The sequence below is a fragment of the uncultured Veillonella sp. genome, from assembly GCF_937981445.1.
Taxonomy (GTDB): Bacteria; Bacillota; Negativicutes; order Veillonellales; family Veillonellaceae; genus Veillonella_A.
This window is the reverse complement of the sequence record NZ_CALJON010000001.1, coordinates 18,468-40,578: the sequence shown is the minus strand read 5'-3', so window position 1 is coordinate 40,578 and position 22,111 is coordinate 18,468. Positions and strand designations below refer to the sequence as shown.

Here is a 22,111-nt window from a genome sequence, read left to right as displayed (position 1 = left end):
GACTTTCTACTAATAGCTTTTATTTTTAACTACGTATTGCAAAATGTATTTGTATATAAGATATATACTTTCATGTAATCACTAACTCACTTTATTTCGTAAAGTGTATACTGTATAGTTTTATTCTGATTTTTTAAGATCATCATCTTCACTATATACTTGTCGTCCTTCTTCAGGCTTCATAAGTGGGAAAAAAATAACATCACGAATAGATGGACTATCTGTTAAAAACATTACCAATCGATCAATACCAATCCCTAATCCTGCGGTTGGTGGTAATCCATACTCTAACGCATCGATAAAATCTTCATCCATTTGATGAGCCACTTCATCGCCTAATTCGCGTTCCCTCATTTGTTGTTCAAATCGAGTACGTTGATCAAATGGATCATTCAACTCTGAAAATCCATTTGCTAATTCACGGCCAAAAATATATGCCTCAAATCGATCAGTAAGCCAAGGCTTTTCTCTACTCTGCTTGGCTAAAGGTGAAATCTCTAAAGGATGTCCAGTAATAATAGTTGGTTGAATTAAATTGTGCTCCGCCACTTTTTCAAAACAAGCATTCATTACCTTGCCAATTCCATCATGCTCTGTATATTCAGCTCCTAAATTATCGGCAAATTCACGAGCGTCATCTAAGGTTTCTACTTCATCAAAATCTTTCCCAGAGTATTTTTTTATAGCTTCAACCATTGTCATTCGCTGCCAGGGGCTTGAAAAGTCAATCTCGGTTCCTTGGTACATAACCTTACTAGAGCCTACAACAGTTTCTGCACAATATCGAACCAACTCTTCAATTTGCTTTATCATATCTTCATAATTTGCGTAGGCTTGATATGTTTCCACCATTGTAAATTCAGGATAGTGAGTTTTATCAATTCCTTCATTGCGAAAATTTCTATTGATTTCAAATACTCGATCAAATCCGCCAACTACAAGGCGTTTTAAATATAATTCAGGTGAGATACGAAGATACACATCCATATTATGAGCATTATGATATGTTATAAATGGACGTGCTGCAGCACCGCCATATAAATTTTGCATCATAGGCGTTTCTACTTCCATAAAATTATGCTTTAACAACCATTCTCTAATACAAGCTATAATTTTAAATCTTTTTTGAAATACATCACGTACATTCGGATTCATAATTAAATCAACATAACGATGACGATATCTAAACTCTGAATTTTTTAAGCCATGCCATTTGTCAGGTAGTGGTTTTAACGACTTAGTCAACAATTCGATATGTGTAGTACGAATGCTAATTTCACCCTTATCAGTTTTAAATACGATGCCATTTACGCCGATAATATCGCCTACATCAAGCAAATCAAGCAATTCACCTTCAAGATTAGTTAACTCATCTTTACGCGAAAAAACTTGAATATCTCCTTTTGAATCTCTAAGTGTAAAGAAAATAGTTTTTCCATGGTCCCGTTTCGCCATAATGCGCCCTGACACAGCCACTTTAGTATTCACTAATGTATTAAATTGTTGAATCACATCTTGTGAATAATGACTCCATTCAAATTTATCCCCATATGGATATACATCTAATTCATATAATTTTTGTAATTTTTCCATACGAGCAAAACTTATATCAGAATCATCATCTCCTAGATACGTAAATGTATCTAATCCTTCGAAAAGGTCCATAATACGTCTCCTTGCTAATTACCAGTATCTGTATCACTAATATCCGGTCTATCTTTAAGATAAGCTAAAAACTCTTTAACTAATTTAGTCTTTTGACCGCCCTTATATGTAAAAATACGTTGCGATTTATTAAGTTCCTTACATCGTAATGGTGTACATTCTACATGTTCTTTAACCCATTTAGGAATAACACCTGACACTATAGCTAATGAACCCGATTGAACCACTACATCAAGAATAAACATCAGTGAATTACTATTAATAGAACATGAAATATCCAATTCCTTTTCACGGCATACACGTAATAAAGAATTTTCTAAATCACTCATAACTGCTACTTGCTGGCCATCAAGGGAACTTAATTTTATATAGCTACGTGTTTCTAGCAATTGATGCCCTTTAGGCCCTAATACAACTAATTCCCGAGTGCCCGCGCCTTCAAAAGCATACAAATGCTTGTGAGGCGGTATGGTAGGTGTAACTACTAAATTTAACAATCCACGTTCTAAATAATCAGTGATTACTCTTAGATCATTAAATATAACTTTCCATTTTCCCTTAGGATTTTCTTTTTTAAAATCTGTAATATAGTCATTTACGATACATGCTAATTCAGGCGTAGTCCCAATGGCAATGGTATCGGCTTCTTCAGATGCACTTTTTCTTACTTCTTTACGAAGTAATTCTTCTTGGTTTAGCAAATGTTTGATACGACGATATAATAAATCCCCGGCGGTAGTTAATTCAATATGACGACTGCCTTGGCGCATTTTAATTAATTGAACTCCATAATATGCTTCTAAATTTTTAATTTGCAAGCTTAGTGCAGGTTGTGCAATATTCAATTGCCTAGCAGCTTCACTAATTGTATAGGATTCAGCTATACATACATAATTTCTACAAACCTCAAAATCCATAGAAATAATTTCCTTTCATAAATCCAATTACACTTGCATTACAGCGTAATTTTCACACCTATCACAATCTGATTTCATCATATATAACAATCAGAAATATGAAATCCCCAAGTTTATTACCCATTCAAATAAAATAATAAGCAAATGATTATAGCAACTTCTTGATAGAATATCACTATTAAACGACTTGAAGTATATTCAAACGATTAATACTACCCCTAAAATTTAAATTTATTTCTACAATAAACACACTTAAACAATGTAAAACTAGGACAGCATCTAAGATACTGTCCTAATTTTACAAACTATTTTAATAAGAGGTCATATCTTAGGATATGCTTTGAGGTTCTGCACTAGTTTCGTTATTATATGCAATATAACCGTAGAATACCCAACCTAAGAAGGTAACGAGACCACCATAGGCAAGAGCAAATTCGCCACACGCATATAGTGCATAGAAACTATACAATACAGATAACAGATTGATAAATAAGATTGATCCTACTTTTTTCTTGTTTACTTTTGCTTCATGTAAAATGATTGGCAATGCAGCCATCGATAATACATATGGTACCAAGTTTGTTACAACGGCCAACTCAACAATAGCATTAAATTGTTCCATTAGACTTGGACTAATTGTTGTAAAACCAATGATGGTTTCAATAATCATCATAATAATCATGCCTGCAATTGGTGCATTGGCTTTAGTAACTTTAGCGAAAATTTTAGGGAAGTAGCCTTCATCAGCCAAGCTCTTTAATACTTGAGCTGTTGTAAACTGCCAACCTAACAAGGAACCAAGACATGCAATACACATTAAGCCCATTACGATTTGACCAATTGTTTCATTAAACATTTGAGCAAATACATAACCAAATGGTGCATTAGATGCTGCTAATTCTTCAATTGGTACGATACCACTCATTACATTAGTAGACGCGATGTATACAATTGCAGCCCCTAATGTACCACCAAGTACTGCGATTGGTACATTCTTTTCAGGATTTTCTACAGCATCACTATTAGCACAAGCAGATTCTAAACCTAAGAATGCCCAAAGTGTTAAGGTAATTGATGTAGACACAGCTTCAAAGAATGGTAAATTATGAGGATTCCATGCTGCTACATATGTACCTGGATCAAACCAGAACCAACCAAGAATACTAATACCAAATACTGGAATCAATACCCCCCAAATAGTAACGGAGCCTAATTTACCAGTAATGCCAGCACCACCAAAGTTAAGAACACCAGTAATCCAAAGAATAGCAATAGTTGCTAAACCTACACCAAGTGCACTTAATTGAGTGCCCAAAAATTCTGTACCATAACCTACTGCAGAAATTGCAATCGCTACGTTTGCAATGATTAGAGAGAATGCATAGGTATAGTTACATAAGAAGCTACCACTTCTACCGAAAGCGTATTCAGAGTACCCCCCCATACCGCCACTTTTACGACTAAACATACCACATTGCGCAAAACAATATGCTAAACACATAGAGCCAACTGCTGTTACTAGCCAGGACAATACAGATATTGTACCTACGGTAGCCAGCTTAGCTGGTAACATGATGATGCCGGAGCCCATCATGTTAACAGCTGTAATAATGGTGAGTTGGACTACACCCATCTTTTTGCTGCTAGTATCACTCATTTATTTTCACGTCCTATCTTTATTATTTTTTGATTACAGATTCGTCTTTTAATACATAAGCAACTGCTTTGATTTGACCATCAATTTCCTTGAAGTGTACACCTTGAATTTCGCCAGCAAAGCCAGGAAGTTCGTTAAGAGTAGCTTCTAATACACGGAAGTAAGCAATTACGTTTTCGCTCCAACGTTCACCTGGATCAATAGTAATAATTCCTGGAGGATAAGGAAGAGCACCTTCAAGTGCAATGCGACCTTCGATTTGATCTAATGTCACTTCTTCATAATTACCTGCAATGAATTCATAAGTTGCTGCTTGAGCACTCATTGCTACTGGTGGCATATATTCTTCACGGAATAAGCGTTTTTGTAATGTATTAACATTATGGGATTTATAGAAATCGTGCATTTCTTGGCAAAGTTGACGAATTGTATATCCTCTGTAATGTTCTTCGTTGTTGTAGTAAATCTTAGGCAATACATCTTGCATTGGAAGATCTTCGTCTAAGCATTGTTCAAAACGAGCTAATAAAGATACTAGATTTTTCATCTTAGTTTCAGTTTCAGCTGGAGTAATCAAGAATAAAATGGAGTTTAAGTCACTCTTTTCTGGAGTTAAACCATGCTCACGTAAATAGTTGGATAACAAGCCAGCTGGGATACCAAAGTCTTCATATTTTCTTGTTTTCTTATCAATCCCTGGAGTGTAAAGTAATAATTTGCAAGGATCTACTAAGTATTGATCTTTGGCATATCCTTCGAATTGATGCCAATCAGCTTCAGGGTCGAATTTGAAGAATTTATTATCTGCTGCAATTACATCTGTATCATAATCTTCCCATGCTTTTCCATCAATTGTTTCAGGAATAAATGGTTTAATGTAATGACAAGCTTTTTTAATTGCTTTACGAGTTTCAATACCAAGTTTTACAGTTTCATCCCATAATTTACGACCTGCTTTACCTTCATGAATCTTAGCATTTACGTCAAGAGATGCGAAGATTGGATAGCAAGGGGATGTAGAAGCATGTAACATGAAAGCATTATTGAAGCAGTCATCATTACAGTATCTAGCTTGGCCTTTAATATGGCTATCTTTTTTATGAATTTGAGACGCTTGAGACAAACCTGCTAATTGTTTATGAACAGATTGAGTTACAAAGATACCAGGATCTTCAGGTCCAAGTTCTAATAACATTGGGCTGCAGTCACGTAACATAGGAATAAATTGTTCATAACCTACCCAAGCGGAGTCGAATAAGATGTAATCGCAAAGATGTCCAATACGATCAACAACTTGGCGAGCATTGTAAATTGTGCCATCATAAGTACCCAATTGAATTAATGCTACACGGAATGGGCGTTTTTCTTTTGCTTTATGAGGCGCTACTTTTTCTAAACGTTCACGTAAATATGCTTCATCAAAGCAGTGATCATCAACACCACCGATAAAACCAAATGGGTTACGGGAAGTTTCTACATATACAGGTGTGGCACCAGCCTGTACTAAAGCACCATGATGTAAAGATTTATGATTATTGCGGTCAAATAAAACTACATCACCAGGTTTAATTAAAGCATTACATACTACTTTATTGGCAGAAGAAGTACCGTTTAATACAAAATATGTGAAGTCTGCATTAAATACTTCAGCAGCATGTTTTTCTGCATCATATGGAGCACCTTCATGAATTAATAAGTCGCCCATGCGAACATCAGAAGAACTCATATCAGAACGGAATAACGCTTCGCCGAACCAATCATAGAAATAACGACCTGCTGGATGTTTACGGAAGAATTGACCACCATGGTGACCTGGTGTTGCCAATGTCATATTACCAGTTTCAACATATTTAACTAATTCTTTGAAGAATGGTGGTAAAATCTTTTCTTCGTAAGCTACTACTGCATCTTCGATTTGACGGCTAAATAATAAGCGGTCGAATTGGTTAACATCGATTACGTGTACCCCTTTAGTTAATAAGTCTAAAGGAATTTCGCTATCTTTTGTTGTACGAATAATAAATGTTGGAATATCTAATAAAGTTTCAATTACAGGAGGTAGTTTGTCTAATTCTTGGTCTGTAACAACTACCGCACCAGTGGCAGTGAAATCTGGTTCAAATTGACCTAAAATAGTATCTAAGCATTCTTGCGGTCTGCTGCAAGAAATATCAAAATGTTTTGCCGCTTCACTACTACATACAATTTTCAATGCATCCATCTTTATGACCTCCAAATGTCAATGTATCTTCTTAAGGAGCCCTATACAACTCAGAAGATATTTAAAATGTATTTCCATGGCTTGCTCCCGGGGTAAGCCATTCCTTTGACTTCAGTATAGCCAATTTCAAACGACTTGAATAATACTTAAAAATATGAAGTTATATTAAAGTTATAAGAACTCTATATAAGTATCACAAAAATGCAAGCTATACATGCATTTAGATAATGTTCGATCATTTTTTACTTCTTAATTTTTCGTATATGTTAGATGTAACTTCTTTAATTAAATCTAAAACTAAATGAGTTTCATTGAATCTATATTAGTTTATTTCGATATTATTTGACCTATAAATAGCTTAATACATGCGCTTTTACTCTCTTCAACTTTTGATTTTATATAATCCCCACTCCCAAATCTTCTTGTAGAAGACATAAATTTATATATAGGCGACACTAATAAGAGGATTGTAATTATATATGAATTTCTTAATTATCTATTTTATTCATACTTAAAGTAAATTAAAAATACCATGAAATATGTGGCACAATAAACAAACACAAATATAATTTGTTTAACCATGCCATATATTTCATGGTATGAACTATAAATATTTAATTTTACTGTAACTCTTCTAAACTATCTTGAAGTTTATCCATTTCTTGCAGGGCCCGCCCTGTTCCTTGAATTACAGAATAACGAGGATTATCTACTAAATACGCAGCCACTCCAATGGACCGAGACACTAAACGCTCTAACCCACTAATTAATGCGCCACCACCTGTTAGTAGAATGCCATGATCAGCAATTTCCGCTACTAATTCAGGGGGTGTCTTTTCTAGAATATCCTTAATGCCTTCCAATATAATACCAATTGGTTTTTCTAAGGCTAATTGTACTTCTTTTGAAGTAACAGTTATAGTTTGTGGCAAACCAGATACAATATCACGGCCACGCACCTTTATTTCTTCTACAGGTGCTTTTCGGTCAACTGTACCTACGGCAATCTTTATTTCTTCCGCCGTGCGATGGCCAATTAACATTTTACGCCGGCGTTTAATATAAGCAATAATGGCTTCATCAAACTTGTCGCCACCCATGCGCAATGATTTACTCACAACGATACCTGTATTGCAAAGCACCGCAATATCTGTAGTGCCACCGCCAATATCAACAACTATAGCACCGGCAGATTTTGCCTTATCAAGGCCTGTACCTAAGGCCGCCGCCAAAGGTTCTTCAATAAGTACCGTTTTACGAGCCCCTGTTTGCAATACAGCTTCAATAACAGCTCGTTTTTCTACTGGTGTAATCCCTGATGGCACACATACCACAATACGAGGCTTAAATAAAGACGAGGAAGGCAAAACACTCTTAATATAATAGCGAAGCATAAACTCCGTCATATCATAATTAGTAATAACCCCATCTTGTAAAGGACGTATTACTTCAATCTCTTCTGGTGTACGCCCAAGCATAACTCGAGCATCATCGCCAACAGCAACCACTTCATGAGTCCGTGAATTCCAAGCTACATAGCCAGGTTCATCTAAAACAACGCCCTTGCCCTTCACATAAATAAGTACATTCGCTGTACCCAAGTCTATGCCAATATCATAGGCCCACCAAAGAGCAATTCGTTCAAAAATAGAAATGTTATTATTTACCATTTTAGGGCTTTTAGGCGTAGTTGTCGCTATCGGCTGTGTACTTTTCTTGCGACGCGCTTCACGCTTTTTCTTAACATCAGCGCGAGTCACTGTTTTTTTACTCGTCCACCCGAACAATGTCAGCACCTAACCTTTTTAATTTGCCCACTAGATTGTCGTACCCACGATCAATATGGGACAGTTGTGTCACTTCTGTAACGCCCTCTGCTGCTAGTCCTGCACAAACTAAGGCTGCCCCAGCACGCAAATCAGTAGCACGCACTTTAGCACCTGTTAAGGTCGGCACACCATCAACAATGGCACGGCGTTCTTCAATGCGAATTTTAGCCCCCATTTTCTTGAGCTCGTCCACATGCATAAAACGATTTTCAAATACTGTTTCCATCACCGTACTTGTTCCTTCTGCAATGGTGGTAAAGGCCATAAATTGAGCTTGCATATCTGTAGGAAATCCTGGATATGGCAGTGTTTTAATGTCCACAGCTTTTACTTTTCCCTCAGACACAACACGAATGCCATCTACATCTTCATATACAGCCACACCCGCTTCTTTAAGTTTAGCTACAACAGGCTTTAAATGTTCTGACAAGGCATTTTCTACATACACATCGCCACCAGCCATAGCTGCTGCAATTAAATAGGTACCAGCTTCAATGCGATCAGGAATTACAGTATGAGTCGCACCTTTAAGTTCTTTAACGCCTTGAATGCGAATCACATTAGTACCAGCGCCACGAATATCTGCCCCCATACTATTTAAATATGTAACTAAGTCTACAATTTCAGGCTCCCGAGCCACATTTTCAATCACTGTTTTACCTTCTGCCATAGACGCAGCCATAATAATATTCTCAGTGGCTCCTACACTTGGGAAGTCTAAATAAATTTGAGTCCCTTTAAGGCCATTAGGCGCTGTAGCCTGCACATAGCCATCACCCATTTCAATAACAGCGCCAAGCGCCTCAAATGCTTTGAGATGTAAATCAATAGGACGACTACCAATGGCACATCCACCAGGCAAGGAAATGCGAGCTTCACCGCGGCGAGCAAGCAATGGCCCCATAACTAAAAAAGATGCTCTCATACGACGTACTAATTCATATGGTGCTTCTGTTGCCGTAATAGTACTTGCATCAAAAACAATTTCGTCATTACCTTCATGACTTACTTTTACACCTAAAGAGGAAATAACCTCACAAATTGTATGTACATCCTCGAGATGAGGAACCTCTACTAAACGACTTGGCGTAGATGCCAACATGGTGGCTGCAATAATAGGCAACACCGCATTTTTAGCGCTACTAACACGTACGCGACCATTCAACGGCTTTTTACCGTTAATGATGAGCTTTTCCAAAATATTCCCTCCAACTACTAATCTATTTCAGGCAATTACACTTTAATCTTCTTATATAAATCCTACTCTATAATATACTATAAATAGCCCCTCAACTTCAAGGGCGAGCATAGAAATAAGCGGTTCAGAACTCCAAAGAGTCTGAACCGCCTACTCAATATTTCTTGACTAAATTAATAGCTTCTAGCAGAAAATTATTTAACTTTCATAGATTTCAATTTGCGATCTAAACGATGAATTGTATCTACAAAGCGTACAGTACCTGTTTTATAACGCATTACTACAGATTCAGTGCGAGCACCACCAGCAAAATACTTAATACCAGAAAGAATATTACCTTCTGTAATTGCTGTAGCGGAGAAAATAACATCTTCACCATGAACTAAATCATCAATAGTAAGCACTTTATTTAAGTCAGTGATGCCCATAGCATGACAACGTCGAACTTCTGTTTCATTTTCAGGCAACAAACGAGCCTGCATATCACCACCGGTACATTTTAAGGCAGCCGCTGCTAAAACACCTTCTGGAGCGCCACCAGTACCAATTACCATATGAACGCCTGAGCCTTCAAGACCACATTCCATAGCTGGATTTACATCACCATCAGTAATGAGACGAATACGGGCACCAGCTTCACGACATTCACGCATAATTTGTTCATGACGTGGACGATCAAGCATAACTACAGTTAAATCATCAATCCCACGTTCCATTTTTTCCGCAACGCGACGAAGATTTTCAGCCACACTAGCATTTAAATCAATAACACCTTTAGCACGAGGTCCTACGCAAAGTTTTTGCATATACATATCAGGTGCATGTAATAGACCACCTCTAGGAGCAATAGCAAGAACTGCAATAGCACCATTTTGGCCCTTTGCAATAAGATTTGTTCCTTCAATAGGATCTACAGCAATGTCTACAGGTTCTCCACCGGCCCCTACTTCTTCACCGATGTAGAGCATAGGTGCTTCATCAATTTCACCTTCACCAATTACTACAGTCCCTGAAATTGGTACTGTGTCAAATGTTTGACGCATAGCGTCTACAGCTAATTGATCGGCCCCATCTTTTTCACCGCGACCTAATAAACGACCACTGCGAAGTGCCGCTGCTTCTGTTACACGTACGAATTCCAATGCTAATGTTCTATCCACTGTTTATTCCTCCTTAAAATGAGACGTTTACCTAAATACTTTTTGTAATGCTTAGTAAACGTTATATATAAGTGGCCTTCTAGGCTCCTCATGTATATGGGATAATTATTTATTGGCAACTTCCCAATCAGCTAAGAATTTAGCTAACCCAGCATCCGTCAATGGATGTTTAAGTGAGGCAGTCAACACTTTATAAGGTACGGTTGCAATATGTGCACCAGCTTTTGCACATTGAATCATATGCATTGGTGTACGTACACTAGCAGCAATAATTTCTGCTTTAATATCATGAATCATGAAGATTTCAGCAATATCTTCAATAAGTGTAATGCCGTCCATGCTCATATCATCAATACGACCAACGAATGGACTTACAAAGCTAGCACCAGCACGAGCTGCCAACAATGCTTGGTTAGCATTAAAAATTAAAGTAACATTAGTTTTAATGCCTTCTTTGGCAAGTACAGCTACTGCTTTTAAGCCTTCTTCAGTCATAGGAACTTTAGTAACTACATTGGAACCCAATTTTACAAGCTCATGAGCTTCTTTTACCATTTCAGGAGCTGTAGTAGAAATAACCTCCGCACTTACAGGACCTTCTACAAGGGCTGCAATTTGTTTAATGACTTCTTTTAAATCGCGTTTTTCCTTAACAATTAAAGATGGGTTTGTTGTTACCCCAGCAATGAAGCCCATGTCATAAGCGGCTTTAATTTCATCAAAATTGGCAGTATCAATAAAGATTTTCATAAGATCTCCTTTTTATTGAAATATAATACATAGAATTAAGTATATTTATAGTCAACCCTCATGAGCCAACTGTTTTATTCCACTGGTTTAAGTACTTCCACGCCCCCCATATAAGGCTGCAATGCTTTTGGAATACGTACGGAACCATCAGCTTCTTGATTATTTTCAAGAATAGCCGCTACAGTACGACCAACAGCTAAACCAGAACCATTTAATGTATGTACAAATTCCGGTTTACCTTTCACTTCACGGCGGAATTTAATATTCCCACGACGTGCTTGGAAATCAGTCATGTTAGAGCAAGAAGAAATTTCGCGGTAGCAACCTTGTGCTGGCATCCAAACTTCCACATCATATGTTTTAGCCGAACCAAAACCAATATCACCAGTGCAAAGAGTGATTACGCGATGAGGTAACTCTAATAAACGCAATACTTCTTCCGCATTGTCAGTCAAGGTTTCGAGTTCATCAAATGAAGTATCTGGATTAGCAAATTTAACCATTTCTACTTTGTTAAACTGATGTTGACGAATAAGACCACGTGTATCGCGACCAGCTGAACCAGCTTCAGCACGGAAGCAAGCAGTAAAGGCCGTATAATACTTAGGTAATTCATCAGCACTCAAGATTTCCCCACTATGTAGGTTAGTCAAAGTTACTTCAGCTGTAGGAATTAAGTAATAGTCTTCCCCTTCTACCTTATACATATCTTCAGCAAATTTTGGAAGTTGCCCTGTATTAGTCATAGTTTGGCGCGTTACTAAATATGGTGTCATCATTTCAGTGTAGCCTTGTTTATCGCAATGTAAGTCAAGCATGAAATTGATAAGAGCACGTTCCAATCGCGCACCTAAGCCTTTATAAATAGTAAAGCGAGCACCGCTTTCTTTAGCAGCTCGTTCCCATTCTAAAATATCGAGGCTTTCTCCTAAGTCCCAATGTGCTTTAATAGGGAAATCAAATTCTCTTGGTTTCCCCCAACGGCGCATTTCTGGATTATCATTTTCATCAGCCCCCACTGGCACCGAGGCATCACACATGTTAGGCAACATTAGAGCGATCTGTTCAAGTTGTTCTTCTGTGTCGCGTACTTTATTATCTAGTTCAGAAATTTGATCGCCTACTTTTTTCATTTCCGCAATTTTATCATCTGCATTTTCTTTGTTTCGTTTTAATACGCTAATTTCCGCAGTTACAGTATTGCGTTCTGCCTTTAATTGTTCAACTTCTTGAATTAATTCTTTACGCAAATCGTACAATTTTGCAAAATTCTCTAAATCACCTTTTGTATGACGATTATCTAAATTTTGTTGTACTAAGTCTAAATTTTCTCGAACAAAACGTAAATCTAACATAGTCCTAACCTCTTACATATTGACAATTTTACTATATAAAATAATATTTATTTACACTTCATCATACCACATCTACTAAGATTTTACCATGTTAAAGACAGGTAAACACCAATAGTTTTTTAGAAAAGACAAAAATCCGAGCCCCAAAGGGCTCGGATATAATAAGTTAATTATTCTTCTTCGCCACCATTTCTTGCAGAACCATCTTCTGGTTTCATCAATGGGAAGAACAATACGTCACGAATAGATGGTGAGTCAGTTAAGAACATTACCATACGGTCAATACCAATGCCTAAACCTGCTGTTGGAGGCAAGCCATATTCTAGGGCATTTACGAAGTCATGATCCATACGATGCGCTTCATCGTCGCCAGCTTCACGTTCTTCTAATTGTTTTTCAAAACGTTGTAACTGATCGATTGGGTCATTTAACTCGGAGTAACCATTAGCAATTTCGCGACCATAAACGAAGGCTTCGAAACGTTCAGTAGTTAATGGTTTTTCACGATTTTGTTTAGCAAGAGGTGAAATTTCTACTGGATGACCATATACGATAGTTGGTTCAATTAAATTCTTTTCTACATATTCTTCGAAGCAGTAGTTAAGAATTTTACCAATGCCATCAGCTTGTTGGTATTCCACATTTAAGCGGTCTGCAATAGCACGAGCTTCTTCAATGGTTTCAATAGCATCAAAGTCTTCGCCAGTGTATTTTTTAACCCCTTCTTGCATTGTAATACGATTCCAAGGTGGACGGAATTCAATTTCAGTGCCTTGGTAGTTAACCTTAGTAGAACCAAGTACTTCTTGTGCACAGTATGCAATGATATTTTCAGTGAGTTCGATAGCATCATTTACATTGCCATATGCTTGGTAAGATTCCATCATAGTGAACTCTGGATTATGACGATTATCAACACCTTCATTACGGAAGGAACGGTTAATTTCGAATACACGTTCTAAACCACCAACGATAAGGCGTTTTAAATGTAATTCAGGAGAAATACGTAAATAAATATCCATATTTAGCGCATTGTGATGTGTAATGAATGGACGCGCTGCAGCACCACCAGGAATGGCATGAAGCATTGGAGTTTCAACTTCCATGAAGTGGTTTTTAGTTAAGTACTCACGCATTTTAGCTACGATTTTTGTACGTTTTACAAAAGTATCGCGAACTTCAGGATTTACAATTAAATCAACATAACGTTGACGGTAACGAAGTTCTGTGTCTTTTAAACCATGCCATTTTTCAGGTAGAGGACGAAGTGACTTAGAAAGAAGAGTGAGTTTATTAACCTTAATAGTAATTTCTCCCATATGGGTACGGAATACATGACCTTCGATACCTACGATATCGCCCATGTCAAGCATTTTTACATGCTTATAACTTTCTTCACCTAGTTCATCTTCACGGAAATATACTTGAATATCTCCAGACAAATCGCGAAGATTAGCGAATGCAGTTTTACCATGAGAACGAATAGTCATTAAGCGGCCTGCAATAGTTACAGGTTGACCATCAAAGTTCTTGAAATCGTTTTTGATTTCTTCAGCATGATATTGTACTACAAATCGTTGACCAAATGGATAGATACCATCAGCTTCATATTGAGCTAACTTGTCTCGTCGAACCTCCATTTGACTGTTCAACTCTCTTTCTTGTTCTTGTGCGGTTAATACACGTTCTTCACTCATAAGATTTCCTCCTAACATAGTACAAGTTTTTTATGGCTTAATTGATAGCTAAGATCTTGTAAGTCGCTACACCATCTGGAGTGTTAACTTCGACTTCAGCGCCTTTCTTCTTGCCCAAAATTGCACTGCCCAATGGAGATTCATTAGAAATGCGATTGTTAAATGGATCCGCTTCTGAGGAACCTACAATTACATATTCCACTTCTTCATCGAACTCAACGTCGAGCAATTTAACCTTGCTACCAACAGACACAACATTTTTACGGGTATTTTCATCAATGATTTTTGCCGTATTAATTTTATTTTCTAATTCAATAATATGACCTTCAATGAATGCTTGTTCATTCTTTGCATCATCATATTCTGAGTTTTCACTAATATCACCATACTCAATAGCAATCTTGATACGTTCAGCAACTTCAATTCGACGTACCGATTTGAAATATGCTAATTCTTCCTCCAACTTCTTTAAACCTTCTGCGGTCAATAAAGTTTCTTTAACTTCTGCCATCAGTTTATAACCCCTTTTAATATAATCTTGAAATAATTATACCAACAACTAAGTAAAAATACAATGACTTATAAAAATAGTTATAAAGAAAAGTGCCAATAATTGACACCTTCTTAATTTCTATATTATTGTCTGATTGTTTACAGTATTATATCAATAAGAAATACTAAAGTCAACTCGTCATAGACATTCAAATTTTTTCTCTTCCCATAACGTACCCCATTTATTTATGCTAACTTACTTTTCACCCAATAATGCCGCCTCATAATCCGCCAAAAGAGCATTAAATGATGTAACTGTGTGGAGTACATTGATTTTACTCCGCCAATGAGCTGAATCAGGCAAGCCTTTTATGTACCAGCCTGCATGAGTTCGAATTTCTCGCACACCAGTATCTACACCTTTATATTTACAGAGCAGTTCAAAATGCCGTTTTAACATACGAAGACGCTCTAATGCTGTCGGTCTAGGTAGTGTTTCACCAGTTCGTAGAAAATGATTAATTTCATTAAAAATCCAAGGGTTCCCTTGCGCTCCTCGACCAATCATAATGGCATCACAGCCAGTTTCGTCTAACATTTGCTTAGCATCCTCAGGACTAGTAATATCGCCATTACCAAGGACAGGTATATGAAGTGCTTCCTTAACAGCCTTAATATAAGACCAATCGGCGCGGCCCATATACATTTGCTCCCTCGTTCGGCCATGCACGGCAACTGCAGCAACCCCAACAGATTCCATACGCTTAGCAAAATCCACTACATTAATAGAACTTTCGTCCCAGCCTATGCGCATCTTAACGGTTACAGGTACATCCACTGCGTCCACTGCAGCCTTAGCTACAGCCATAGCGAGCTCAGGTGTTTTCATCAGTGCGGAGCCATCCCCAGAACTGACTACTTTTTTCACTGGACAGCCCATATTAATATCCACAATATCCGCCCCTGCCTCAGCAACTACGCGCGCCGCATTAGCCATAACATCTGGCTTTGAGCCAAAAATTTGCATGGACACGGGATGTTCTACTGCTTCCATAAATAATAAGTCTTCAGTTCGTTCGTTTTTATACTGAATCCCCATGGCACTGACCATTTCAGTGCAAACTAAAGCAGCCCCATATTCTTTGGCTAACAAACGGTAAGCAATGTCACTTACTCCTGCCATGGGCGCTAAAATAGCCTGCCCATGAATCGGCACATTACCAATGTGCCAAGTTTTATTTATTTCGTTCATATAATAATCGTAATCCTTCTAATGTGAGCATAGGCTCAATGTGATCAATAATATTCGTTTCATTGCTAATAAGTGGTGCTAAACCACCGGTAGCAATGACTTTAGTATGTTCCGGAAGTTCTGCTTTCATTCGCTTTACAATGCCTTCCACTTGTCCTACATAACCAAAAAGTACGCCAGACTGCATAGAACTCACCGTTGCCCGACCAATTACATGACCAGGATTTTTAAGTTCAATACGAGGTAATTTAGCGGCCCGTTGGAATAAAGCTTCCGCGGAAATCTGAATGCCTGGCGCAATGGCACCACCCATGTAATCCCCATTTTCTAAAATAACACAATAGGTTGTGGCCGTACCAAAGTCAATAATAATAGCTGGACCGCCATATTTTTCATACGCTGCCACCGCATTAACAATGCGGTCTGCCCCAACTTCGCGTGGATTGTCATATTTAATAGCCATCCCCGTTTTAGTACCAGGTCCAACTATAATAGGTTTTACATTAAAATAGCGTAAACACACCCGTTCTAACGTTGGCATCAAAGGTGGCACTACAGACGAAATAATAATAGAATCAATATTAGCCGCTTCCACTAATTGGTCATGGAAAAATAAATTCATAATAAGCACGCCATATTCATCTGTTGTACGTGCCTTATTGGTGGAGATTCTCCAATGGCCCACTAATTCCTGCTTATTATAAACGCCTAATACAATATTGGTGTTTCCCACATCAATAACTAATAACATGTCATCCTCCAACTTTTGCAGGGCGAATCGATACATCGCCAGCTACAATTCGTTCAATTTTACCATTTAATCGTTCTACTAATAAATTACCATCTTGGTCTAAATCAATCGCCCTACCTTCATAGGTATTCCCTGGGGCTCGCACTTCTACATTTTGATTTAAAGTAACACTAAACTGTTTCCACTCTTCTAAGGTGCTACCGAAACCTTCCTTAAGTACCTTGTTATATTGTTCTTCTAAGCTTTTTAATATAACAGCAAAGGCCTCTCGACGATCTACAGTAAGACCTTCAATCGCAAAGGAAGTTGCCACATCCTTTAACTCATCTGGCAGCTCATCTTTAGTGCTATTCATGTTGATTCCAATGCCCATAATAATATAGGTAATTTGGTCCATGGTACCACTCATTTCAGTTAAGATACCCACTAATTTATGTGTCCCCACTAAAATATCATTAGGCCATTTAATCCCCGCCGTAGTAAGGCCTAATTTCTTAAAGGCTTTTACTAAGGCCACTGCCCCCATAAGGGTGCATTTAGGCGCTTCTAGAGGCAAAAAGGGCGGGCGTAAAATCAAACTAAACCACAAGCCCTTGCCATAGGGAGAGTACCAGCCCCGATTAATGCGACCACGACCAGCAACTTGCTCCTCTGCTACTACTACTGTGCCCTCTACAGCGCCATCCATGGCCAATTCACGAGCTTTTGAATTAGTTGATTCCACTTGGGCCGCATACTCATAATGACGCCCAAAAGTCTTAGTCTGTAAATGGGGCTCCACTTCTAATGGTCCTACTAAATCTGGCTCATTTAATAAGCGATAGCCTTTTTTTGTAAAGGATTCTATTTCATACCCGTGACGGCGCAACACTTCAATATGTTTCCAAATCGCTGTACGCGAGATTTCACATGTATCAGACATAGTTTGACCTGATACAAACTCCCCTTTATGCTCTTTCAATAATTCTAAAATCGCATCTCGCATAGGAAACCTCCTTTTAAGAAAAAGAGCCGCCTACCGGCGGCTCTATGCCAATCGGCGTATACCGATGAGGCTATTATGACTAGTATGATGATTTATCAGTGTTATGTTCACCTGCAGTAGGATCTACTGAGGACTTAACATCACCACTGTTAATTGAGTCTGGCACAATAATGCCAGCTGCTTCTAGGGCGCTTTTAGCTTCACTTTTGCCTTCATCTTCTGGTTCTGTTTGATTTGGATTATCCAAAGTACCATAATTATAAAGGTTTTCAATTTGAGTATGGTCGATTGTTTCTTCTTCAAGAAGGGCATTTGCCATATTGTGAAGGAAATCAATATTATCTGCTAAAAGTTGCATTACATCATTATATGCTTCAGAAACAAGTTTATGCATTTCTGCATCAATCTTTTCAGCTACAGCTTCACCATAATTTCGCTCATGGCCAAGACTGCGACCTAAGAATACTTGTTCTTGATGTTCACCAAACACCAATGGGCCTAATTCATCACTCATACCAAGACGAGTAATCATATGACGTACAATATTCGTTACTTGTTGTAAGTCACCCGATGCACCACTACTAATTTCTTTAAGTACTAATGCCTCAGCACAGCGCCCACCAAGAGCAACGCGAATACGAGCCAATAATTGGCCACGAGTCATATAATTTTGTTCCTCTACTGGTAGCATCATAGTATAACCACCAGCGCGGCCACGTGGAATAATTGTTACTTTATGTACTGGATCAGCTTCCGGTAACAAATGTGCCACAATTGCATGACCAGATTCATGGTAGGCTGTTAAGCGACGTTCTTTATCACTCACTACATGACTACGACGTTCTGGACCATAACTTACTTTTTCACTAGCTTCTTCTAAATCTGCCATAGACACTTTCTTACGATTCTGTCGAGCAGCTAATAAAGCAGCCTCATTAAGTAAATTGCTCAAATCAGCACCAGTAAAGCCTGGAGTTTTCTTGGCAATAATTTGTAAGTTCACATCATCCGCCAATGGTTTATTGCGCGCATGCACTTTAAGAATAGCCTCACGACCGCGGAAATCTGGTTTATCTACAGTAACCTGACGGTCAAAACGGCCTGGACGTAATAATGCAGGGTCTAAAATATCAGGGCGGTTTGTTGCTGCAATGGTAATAATCCCTTCATTAGCACCAAAACCATCCATTTCTACAAGTAACTGGTTAAGTGTCTGTTCACGTTCATCGTGACCGCCACCAAGACCAGCACCACGTTGACGACCTACTGCATCAATTTCGTCGATGAAGATAATACATGGTGCATTTTTCTTAGCTTGACCAAATAAGTCACGCACACGAGATGCACCAACACCAACGAACATTTCCACAAAGTCAGAACCACTAATACTAAAGAATGGAACTTTCGCTTCCCCTGCTACAGCACGGGCCAACAAGGTTTTACCTGTCCCTGGAGGGCCAAATAATAGAACCCCTTTTGGAATCTTAGCACCAATGGCATTAAACTTGCCTGGATTACGTAAAAATTCTACTACTTCTTCTAATTCTTGTTTTGCTTCATCTGCACCGGCTACATCTTTAAAGCTTACATTAACTTTACCTTCGCCTTGCATCTTCGCACGACTTTTGCCAAAGTTCATCACGCGACCACCGCTACCTTGGGTTTGTTGCATAATGAAGAACCATACACCAATTAACAAGAAAATTGGCAATACGGAGCTAAGTAATTGCATCCACCAAGATGGTTGCTCTGATGGCTTTGCAGTAATTTCAACGCCTTTTTCTCTCAATGTAGTTAACATGGTAGCATCAGATGGCGCATAGGAACTAAATTCCGTGCCATTCTTCAAAGCCCCCACAATCGCATGATTATCAGTAATCGTTACTTTAGCTACTTTATCAGAGTTTACCTGATTCATAAAGGCTGTATAGCTAATTTCTGACCTAGTCGAATTCGAACCGGCAAACGAATTAATGACTGTAACTGCCGCTACAATAATCAACACGTAGAGCAGCGCGTTTTTCATAAATCGGCCCAATCTCTTACCCCTTTCAAACAAAATCAAAACATATATGATTTTACTCTTACAAAATACAAGTAATTACATACAAAACAGTAAAATATATCTGTCCATCATATTATCACAATTTGACTCGATATACAATCTATTAACTTAGTCTTGATATACTTTCTCATCTAAAATTCCTACAAAAGGTAAATTTCTAAATTTTTCAGCATAATCTAGACCATAGCCAACTACGAAATAGTCTGGAATTTCAAAGCCTTGGTAGTCCACATTAACTTCTGCCGTACGACGATCTGGCTTATTAAGGAGTGCTACGAGGCGCACTGATTTAGCATTACGAGATTTTAGATTTTCAAGTAAATAATGAAGCGTATTGCCTGTATCAACAATATCTTCTACAACAATAACATGTTTACCATCCACTGGTTTATCTAAATCTTTCATAATGCGCACAACACCGCTGCTTACAGTGCTATTGCCATAACTAGAACAGGAGATAAAATCTAAGGTCACATCCCCTTCCACATGACGCGCTAAGTCCGCAAAAAACATAACGGCACCTTTTAGCACACAAACGAGGACAACCTCTTCTCCTTTATAATCATCTGAAATTTGTTTGGCCAACTCTTTTACGCGTTGTTGTAAGGCCTCTTCAGAGATAAGTACTTCCTTAATTGAATCCATCATAATAGTTCCTCCTTAATGGAACAAGCCCAATAGGTAGTCGCTTCTTCATCCCACACAATGAGGGGCTTAGTTTTTACATTGTCTAAACTGTCAAATACGATACGCTCAGAGCAACAAAACCACATATGGTCTCGTTGTTCTTTTGGAATTTTACGATCAATGAGCCAATCTTTTAACTTCTTATGCCCCCAAATGCGACCATCTTTATGTCGCAATGCTATGCGATCGCCCTCACGGCGCCGTCGTAATATAGGCCCGTCAGGAGCCATAGTAGAGGGAATTAAAATTTCCTCTCCCTGTGCAAGGGGGACTGCTTCTTCAGCACCACGCCAAGGGACCAATCGTTTTGATTGAATCGAATAGGTGGCACTCATTTTTTCTGATGTAAAATGTCCAACTTGTATTATACCATATTGTGCCACAACCTTCACCTGTCCAAGACGAATTTGTTTCGGTGAATCTCCTCCAGTAATTTGACGCAACTGTTTTACTTGCGCCATACTAAATGTTCCACCTAAGTGAAGCTGTTCCATAATATAACGCCATATACGATAGTATAAGGATTCAGGCATATCATGTAACTCACTTCGTTTCAATGTCCACAGACACTGTGTGCTGCCGGTGATTTCATCAGCTTTATGACGCTTCTTTAAACCACATTTGGTACTTGGGCTTTCCAAAGGCCTTTGAAGTACTATGTCATCTAAGGCTTTTAACGCTTGCGATGTTAAATAGTCCTCATCAGCTTGCACCGCTTCTCCAAGACGAGCTAAGGTTTCCGTTATATTCGGATTATACTGTCTCAAATAGGGGATTCCTTCTAAACGCAATCGATTGCGACTATACGTGGTCTCCTCATTAGTTTTATCAAAGGCTACCGTTAAGCCTAAGGCATTGACAAATTGAAGAATCTCTTTTTTTGTTACACCTAAAAATGGCCGCCACTTATGACCTAATAAGGGATACATTCCAGTAAGTCCTTTGGTGCCACTCCCTCGCAATAAATGAGCTAAAATCGTTTCTGCTTGATCATCTAAATGATGGGCTGTTGCCAAATAATCATAGCCTTCTTTAGCCATAATATAATCGAAAAATTCATATCGCAACTCACGACTGACTGTTTCCACTGATTTATGCGCCGCATGAGCCTCTTTTTGAGCATCAATGACCTTCACATATACAGGAATATTTAATTCATCTCCATATTGTTGTACTAGCTCTACCTCAGACCGACTTTCTTCACGAAGGGAATGGTCTATAATAGCAATGCCTAAACGTAGATTGCCATGGGCTGTTTTATTTTTAAACTGTGCCAACCAAAAAAGTAAGCCCACCGAATCAGGGCCACCTGAGCAAGCTACTAGTACACTACTATGAGGTGGCACCGTTTTATGCTGCAATTCATATTGCAATACTTTTCGATTAAAGTCTGTAATCGTATCCAAGTGAAACACTCTCCTCAGCCCGGG

17 protein-coding genes are annotated in these 22,111 nt (G+C 38.3%); all 17 read right to left on the bottom strand.

Annotated features, from left to right (window positions below; translation table 11 throughout):
• Window positions 1–120 precede the first annotated feature (120 nt).
• A complete protein-coding gene (lysS, locus tag Q0376_RS00185) occupies window positions 121–1,593 on the bottom strand; it encodes a lysine--tRNA ligase (protein WP_298703008.1) in 1,473 nt (490 codons plus the stop codon).
• Between the two features lie 86 nt (window positions 1,594–1,679).
• Window positions 1,680–2,582, bottom strand: a complete 903-nt coding sequence (locus Q0376_RS00180) for a LysR family transcriptional regulator (RefSeq protein WP_298702967.1) — start codon at window positions 2,580–2,582, stop codon at window positions 1,680–1,682.
• A gap of 328 nt (window positions 2,583–2,910) precedes the next feature.
• Complete coding sequence (potE, locus tag Q0376_RS00175; RefSeq protein ID WP_298702966.1) at window positions 2,911–4,239, bottom strand: putrescine-ornithine antiporter; 1,329 nt, start codon at window positions 4,237–4,239, stop codon at window positions 2,911–2,913.
• 22 nt (window positions 4,240–4,261) lie between these two features.
• A complete protein-coding gene (gene speC / locus Q0376_RS00170; RefSeq protein ID WP_298702965.1) occupies window positions 4,262–6,460 on the bottom strand; it encodes an ornithine decarboxylase in 2,199 nt (732 codons plus the stop codon).
• 620 nt (window positions 6,461–7,080) lie between these two features.
• Complete coding sequence (locus tag Q0376_RS00165; protein WP_298702964.1) at window positions 7,081–8,256, bottom strand: rod shape-determining protein; 1,176 nt, start codon at window positions 8,254–8,256, stop codon at window positions 7,081–7,083.
• A complete protein-coding gene (gene murA / locus Q0376_RS00160) occupies window positions 8,228–9,487 on the bottom strand; it encodes a UDP-N-acetylglucosamine 1-carboxyvinyltransferase (protein ID WP_298702963.1) in 1,260 nt (419 codons plus the stop codon). The genes Q0376_RS00165 and murA overlap by 29 nt, the downstream gene beginning before the upstream one ends.
• Window positions 9,488–9,681: 194 nt before the next feature.
• Entirely contained in the window at window positions 9,682–10,647 is a 966-nt protein-coding gene (gene glpX, locus Q0376_RS00155) for a class II fructose-bisphosphatase (RefSeq protein ID WP_298702962.1), read from the bottom strand.
• A gap of 105 nt (window positions 10,648–10,752) precedes the next feature.
• Window positions 10,753–11,397: a fructose-6-phosphate aldolase gene (gene fsa / locus Q0376_RS00150; RefSeq protein WP_298702961.1), complete on the bottom strand. Its 645-nt coding sequence runs from the start codon at window positions 11,395–11,397 to the stop codon at window positions 10,753–10,755.
• Between the two features lie 74 nt (window positions 11,398–11,471).
• Window positions 11,472–12,752 (bottom strand): serine--tRNA ligase, encoded by a 1,281-nt coding sequence (serS, locus tag Q0376_RS00145; RefSeq protein WP_298702960.1) that lies wholly within the window; start codon window positions 12,750–12,752, stop codon window positions 11,472–11,474.
• A 170-nt stretch (window positions 12,753–12,922) separates the two neighbouring features.
• Window positions 12,923–14,449: a lysine--tRNA ligase gene (gene lysS / locus Q0376_RS00140; RefSeq protein WP_298702959.1), complete on the bottom strand. Its 1,527-nt coding sequence runs from the start codon at window positions 14,447–14,449 to the stop codon at window positions 12,923–12,925.
• A gap of 37 nt (window positions 14,450–14,486) precedes the next feature.
• Entirely contained in the window at window positions 14,487–14,960 is a 474-nt protein-coding gene (greA, locus tag Q0376_RS00135) for a transcription elongation factor GreA (RefSeq protein ID WP_298702958.1), read from the bottom strand.
• A 237-nt stretch (window positions 14,961–15,197) separates the two neighbouring features.
• Window positions 15,198–16,193, bottom strand: a complete 996-nt coding sequence (gene dusB, locus Q0376_RS00130) for a tRNA dihydrouridine synthase DusB (RefSeq protein ID WP_298702957.1) — start codon at window positions 16,191–16,193, stop codon at window positions 15,198–15,200.
• Window positions 16,177–16,944 (bottom strand): type III pantothenate kinase, encoded by a 768-nt coding sequence (locus Q0376_RS00125; protein WP_298702956.1) that lies wholly within the window; start codon window positions 16,942–16,944, stop codon window positions 16,177–16,179. The genes dusB and Q0376_RS00125 overlap by 17 nt, the downstream gene beginning before the upstream one ends.
• A gap of 1 nt (window position 16,945) precedes the next feature.
• Window positions 16,946–17,929, bottom strand: coding sequence for a biotin--[acetyl-CoA-carboxylase] ligase (locus Q0376_RS00120; RefSeq protein ID WP_298702955.1), 984 nt, complete (start codon window positions 17,927–17,929; stop codon window positions 16,946–16,948).
• Between the two features lie 79 nt (window positions 17,930–18,008).
• Window positions 18,009–19,967 carry an ATP-dependent zinc metalloprotease FtsH gene (gene ftsH, locus Q0376_RS00115; protein WP_298702954.1) on the bottom strand — a complete coding sequence of 653 codons (1,959 nt, stop codon included), beginning with the start codon at window positions 19,965–19,967 and terminating at the stop codon, window positions 18,009–18,011.
• Window positions 19,968–20,102: 135 nt separating this feature from the next.
• Complete coding sequence (hpt, locus tag Q0376_RS00110) at window positions 20,103–20,642, bottom strand: hypoxanthine phosphoribosyltransferase (RefSeq protein ID WP_298702953.1); 540 nt, start codon at window positions 20,640–20,642, stop codon at window positions 20,103–20,105.
• The gene (gene tilS, locus Q0376_RS00105) at window positions 20,639–22,087 is read right to left on the bottom strand and encodes a tRNA lysidine(34) synthetase TilS (RefSeq protein WP_298702952.1); all 1,449 of its coding nucleotides are present in this window, start codon (window positions 22,085–22,087) and stop codon (window positions 20,639–20,641) included. The genes hpt and tilS overlap by 4 nt, the downstream gene beginning before the upstream one ends.
• Window positions 22,088–22,111 lie beyond the last annotated feature (24 nt).

Bases quoted from the DNA above. Each gene is read 5' to 3' on its own strand.
- serS (WP_298702960.1), bottom strand. From the start codon at position 12,752: ATGTTAGATTTACGTTTTGTTCGAGAAAATTTAGACTTAGTACAACAA.
- fsa (WP_298702961.1), bottom strand. From the start codon at position 11,397: ATGAAAATCTTTATTGATACTGCCAATTTTGATGAAATTAAAGCCGCT.
- Q0376_RS00125 (WP_298702956.1), bottom strand. From the start codon at position 16,944: ATGTTATTAGTTATTGATGTGGGAAACACCAATATTGTATTAGGCGTT.
- Q0376_RS00120 (WP_298702955.1), bottom strand. From the start codon at position 17,929: ATGCGAGATGCGATTTTAGAATTATTGAAAGAGCATAAAGGGGAGTTT.
- dusB (WP_298702957.1), bottom strand. From the start codon at position 16,193: ATGAACGAAATAAATAAAACTTGGCACATTGGTAATGTGCCGATTCAT.
- lysS (WP_298702959.1), bottom strand. From the start codon at position 14,449: ATGAGTGAAGAACGTGTATTAACCGCACAAGAACAAGAAAGAGAGTTG.
- Q0376_RS00180 (WP_298702967.1), bottom strand. From the start codon at position 2,582: ATGGATTTTGAGGTTTGTAGAAATTATGTATGTATAGCTGAATCCTAT.
- hpt (WP_298702953.1), bottom strand. From the start codon at position 20,642: ATGATGGATTCAATTAAGGAAGTACTTATCTCTGAAGAGGCCTTACAA.
- speC (WP_298702965.1), bottom strand. From the start codon at position 6,460: ATGGATGCATTGAAAATTGTATGTAGTAGTGAAGCGGCAAAACATTTT.
- lysS (WP_298703008.1), bottom strand. From the start codon at position 1,593: ATGGAAAAATTACAAAAATTATATGAATTAGATGTATATCCATATGGG.
- potE (WP_298702966.1), bottom strand. From the start codon at position 4,239: ATGAGTGATACTAGCAGCAAAAAGATGGGTGTAGTCCAACTCACCATT.
- greA (WP_298702958.1), bottom strand. From the start codon at position 14,960: ATGGCAGAAGTTAAAGAAACTTTATTGACCGCAGAAGGTTTAAAGAAG.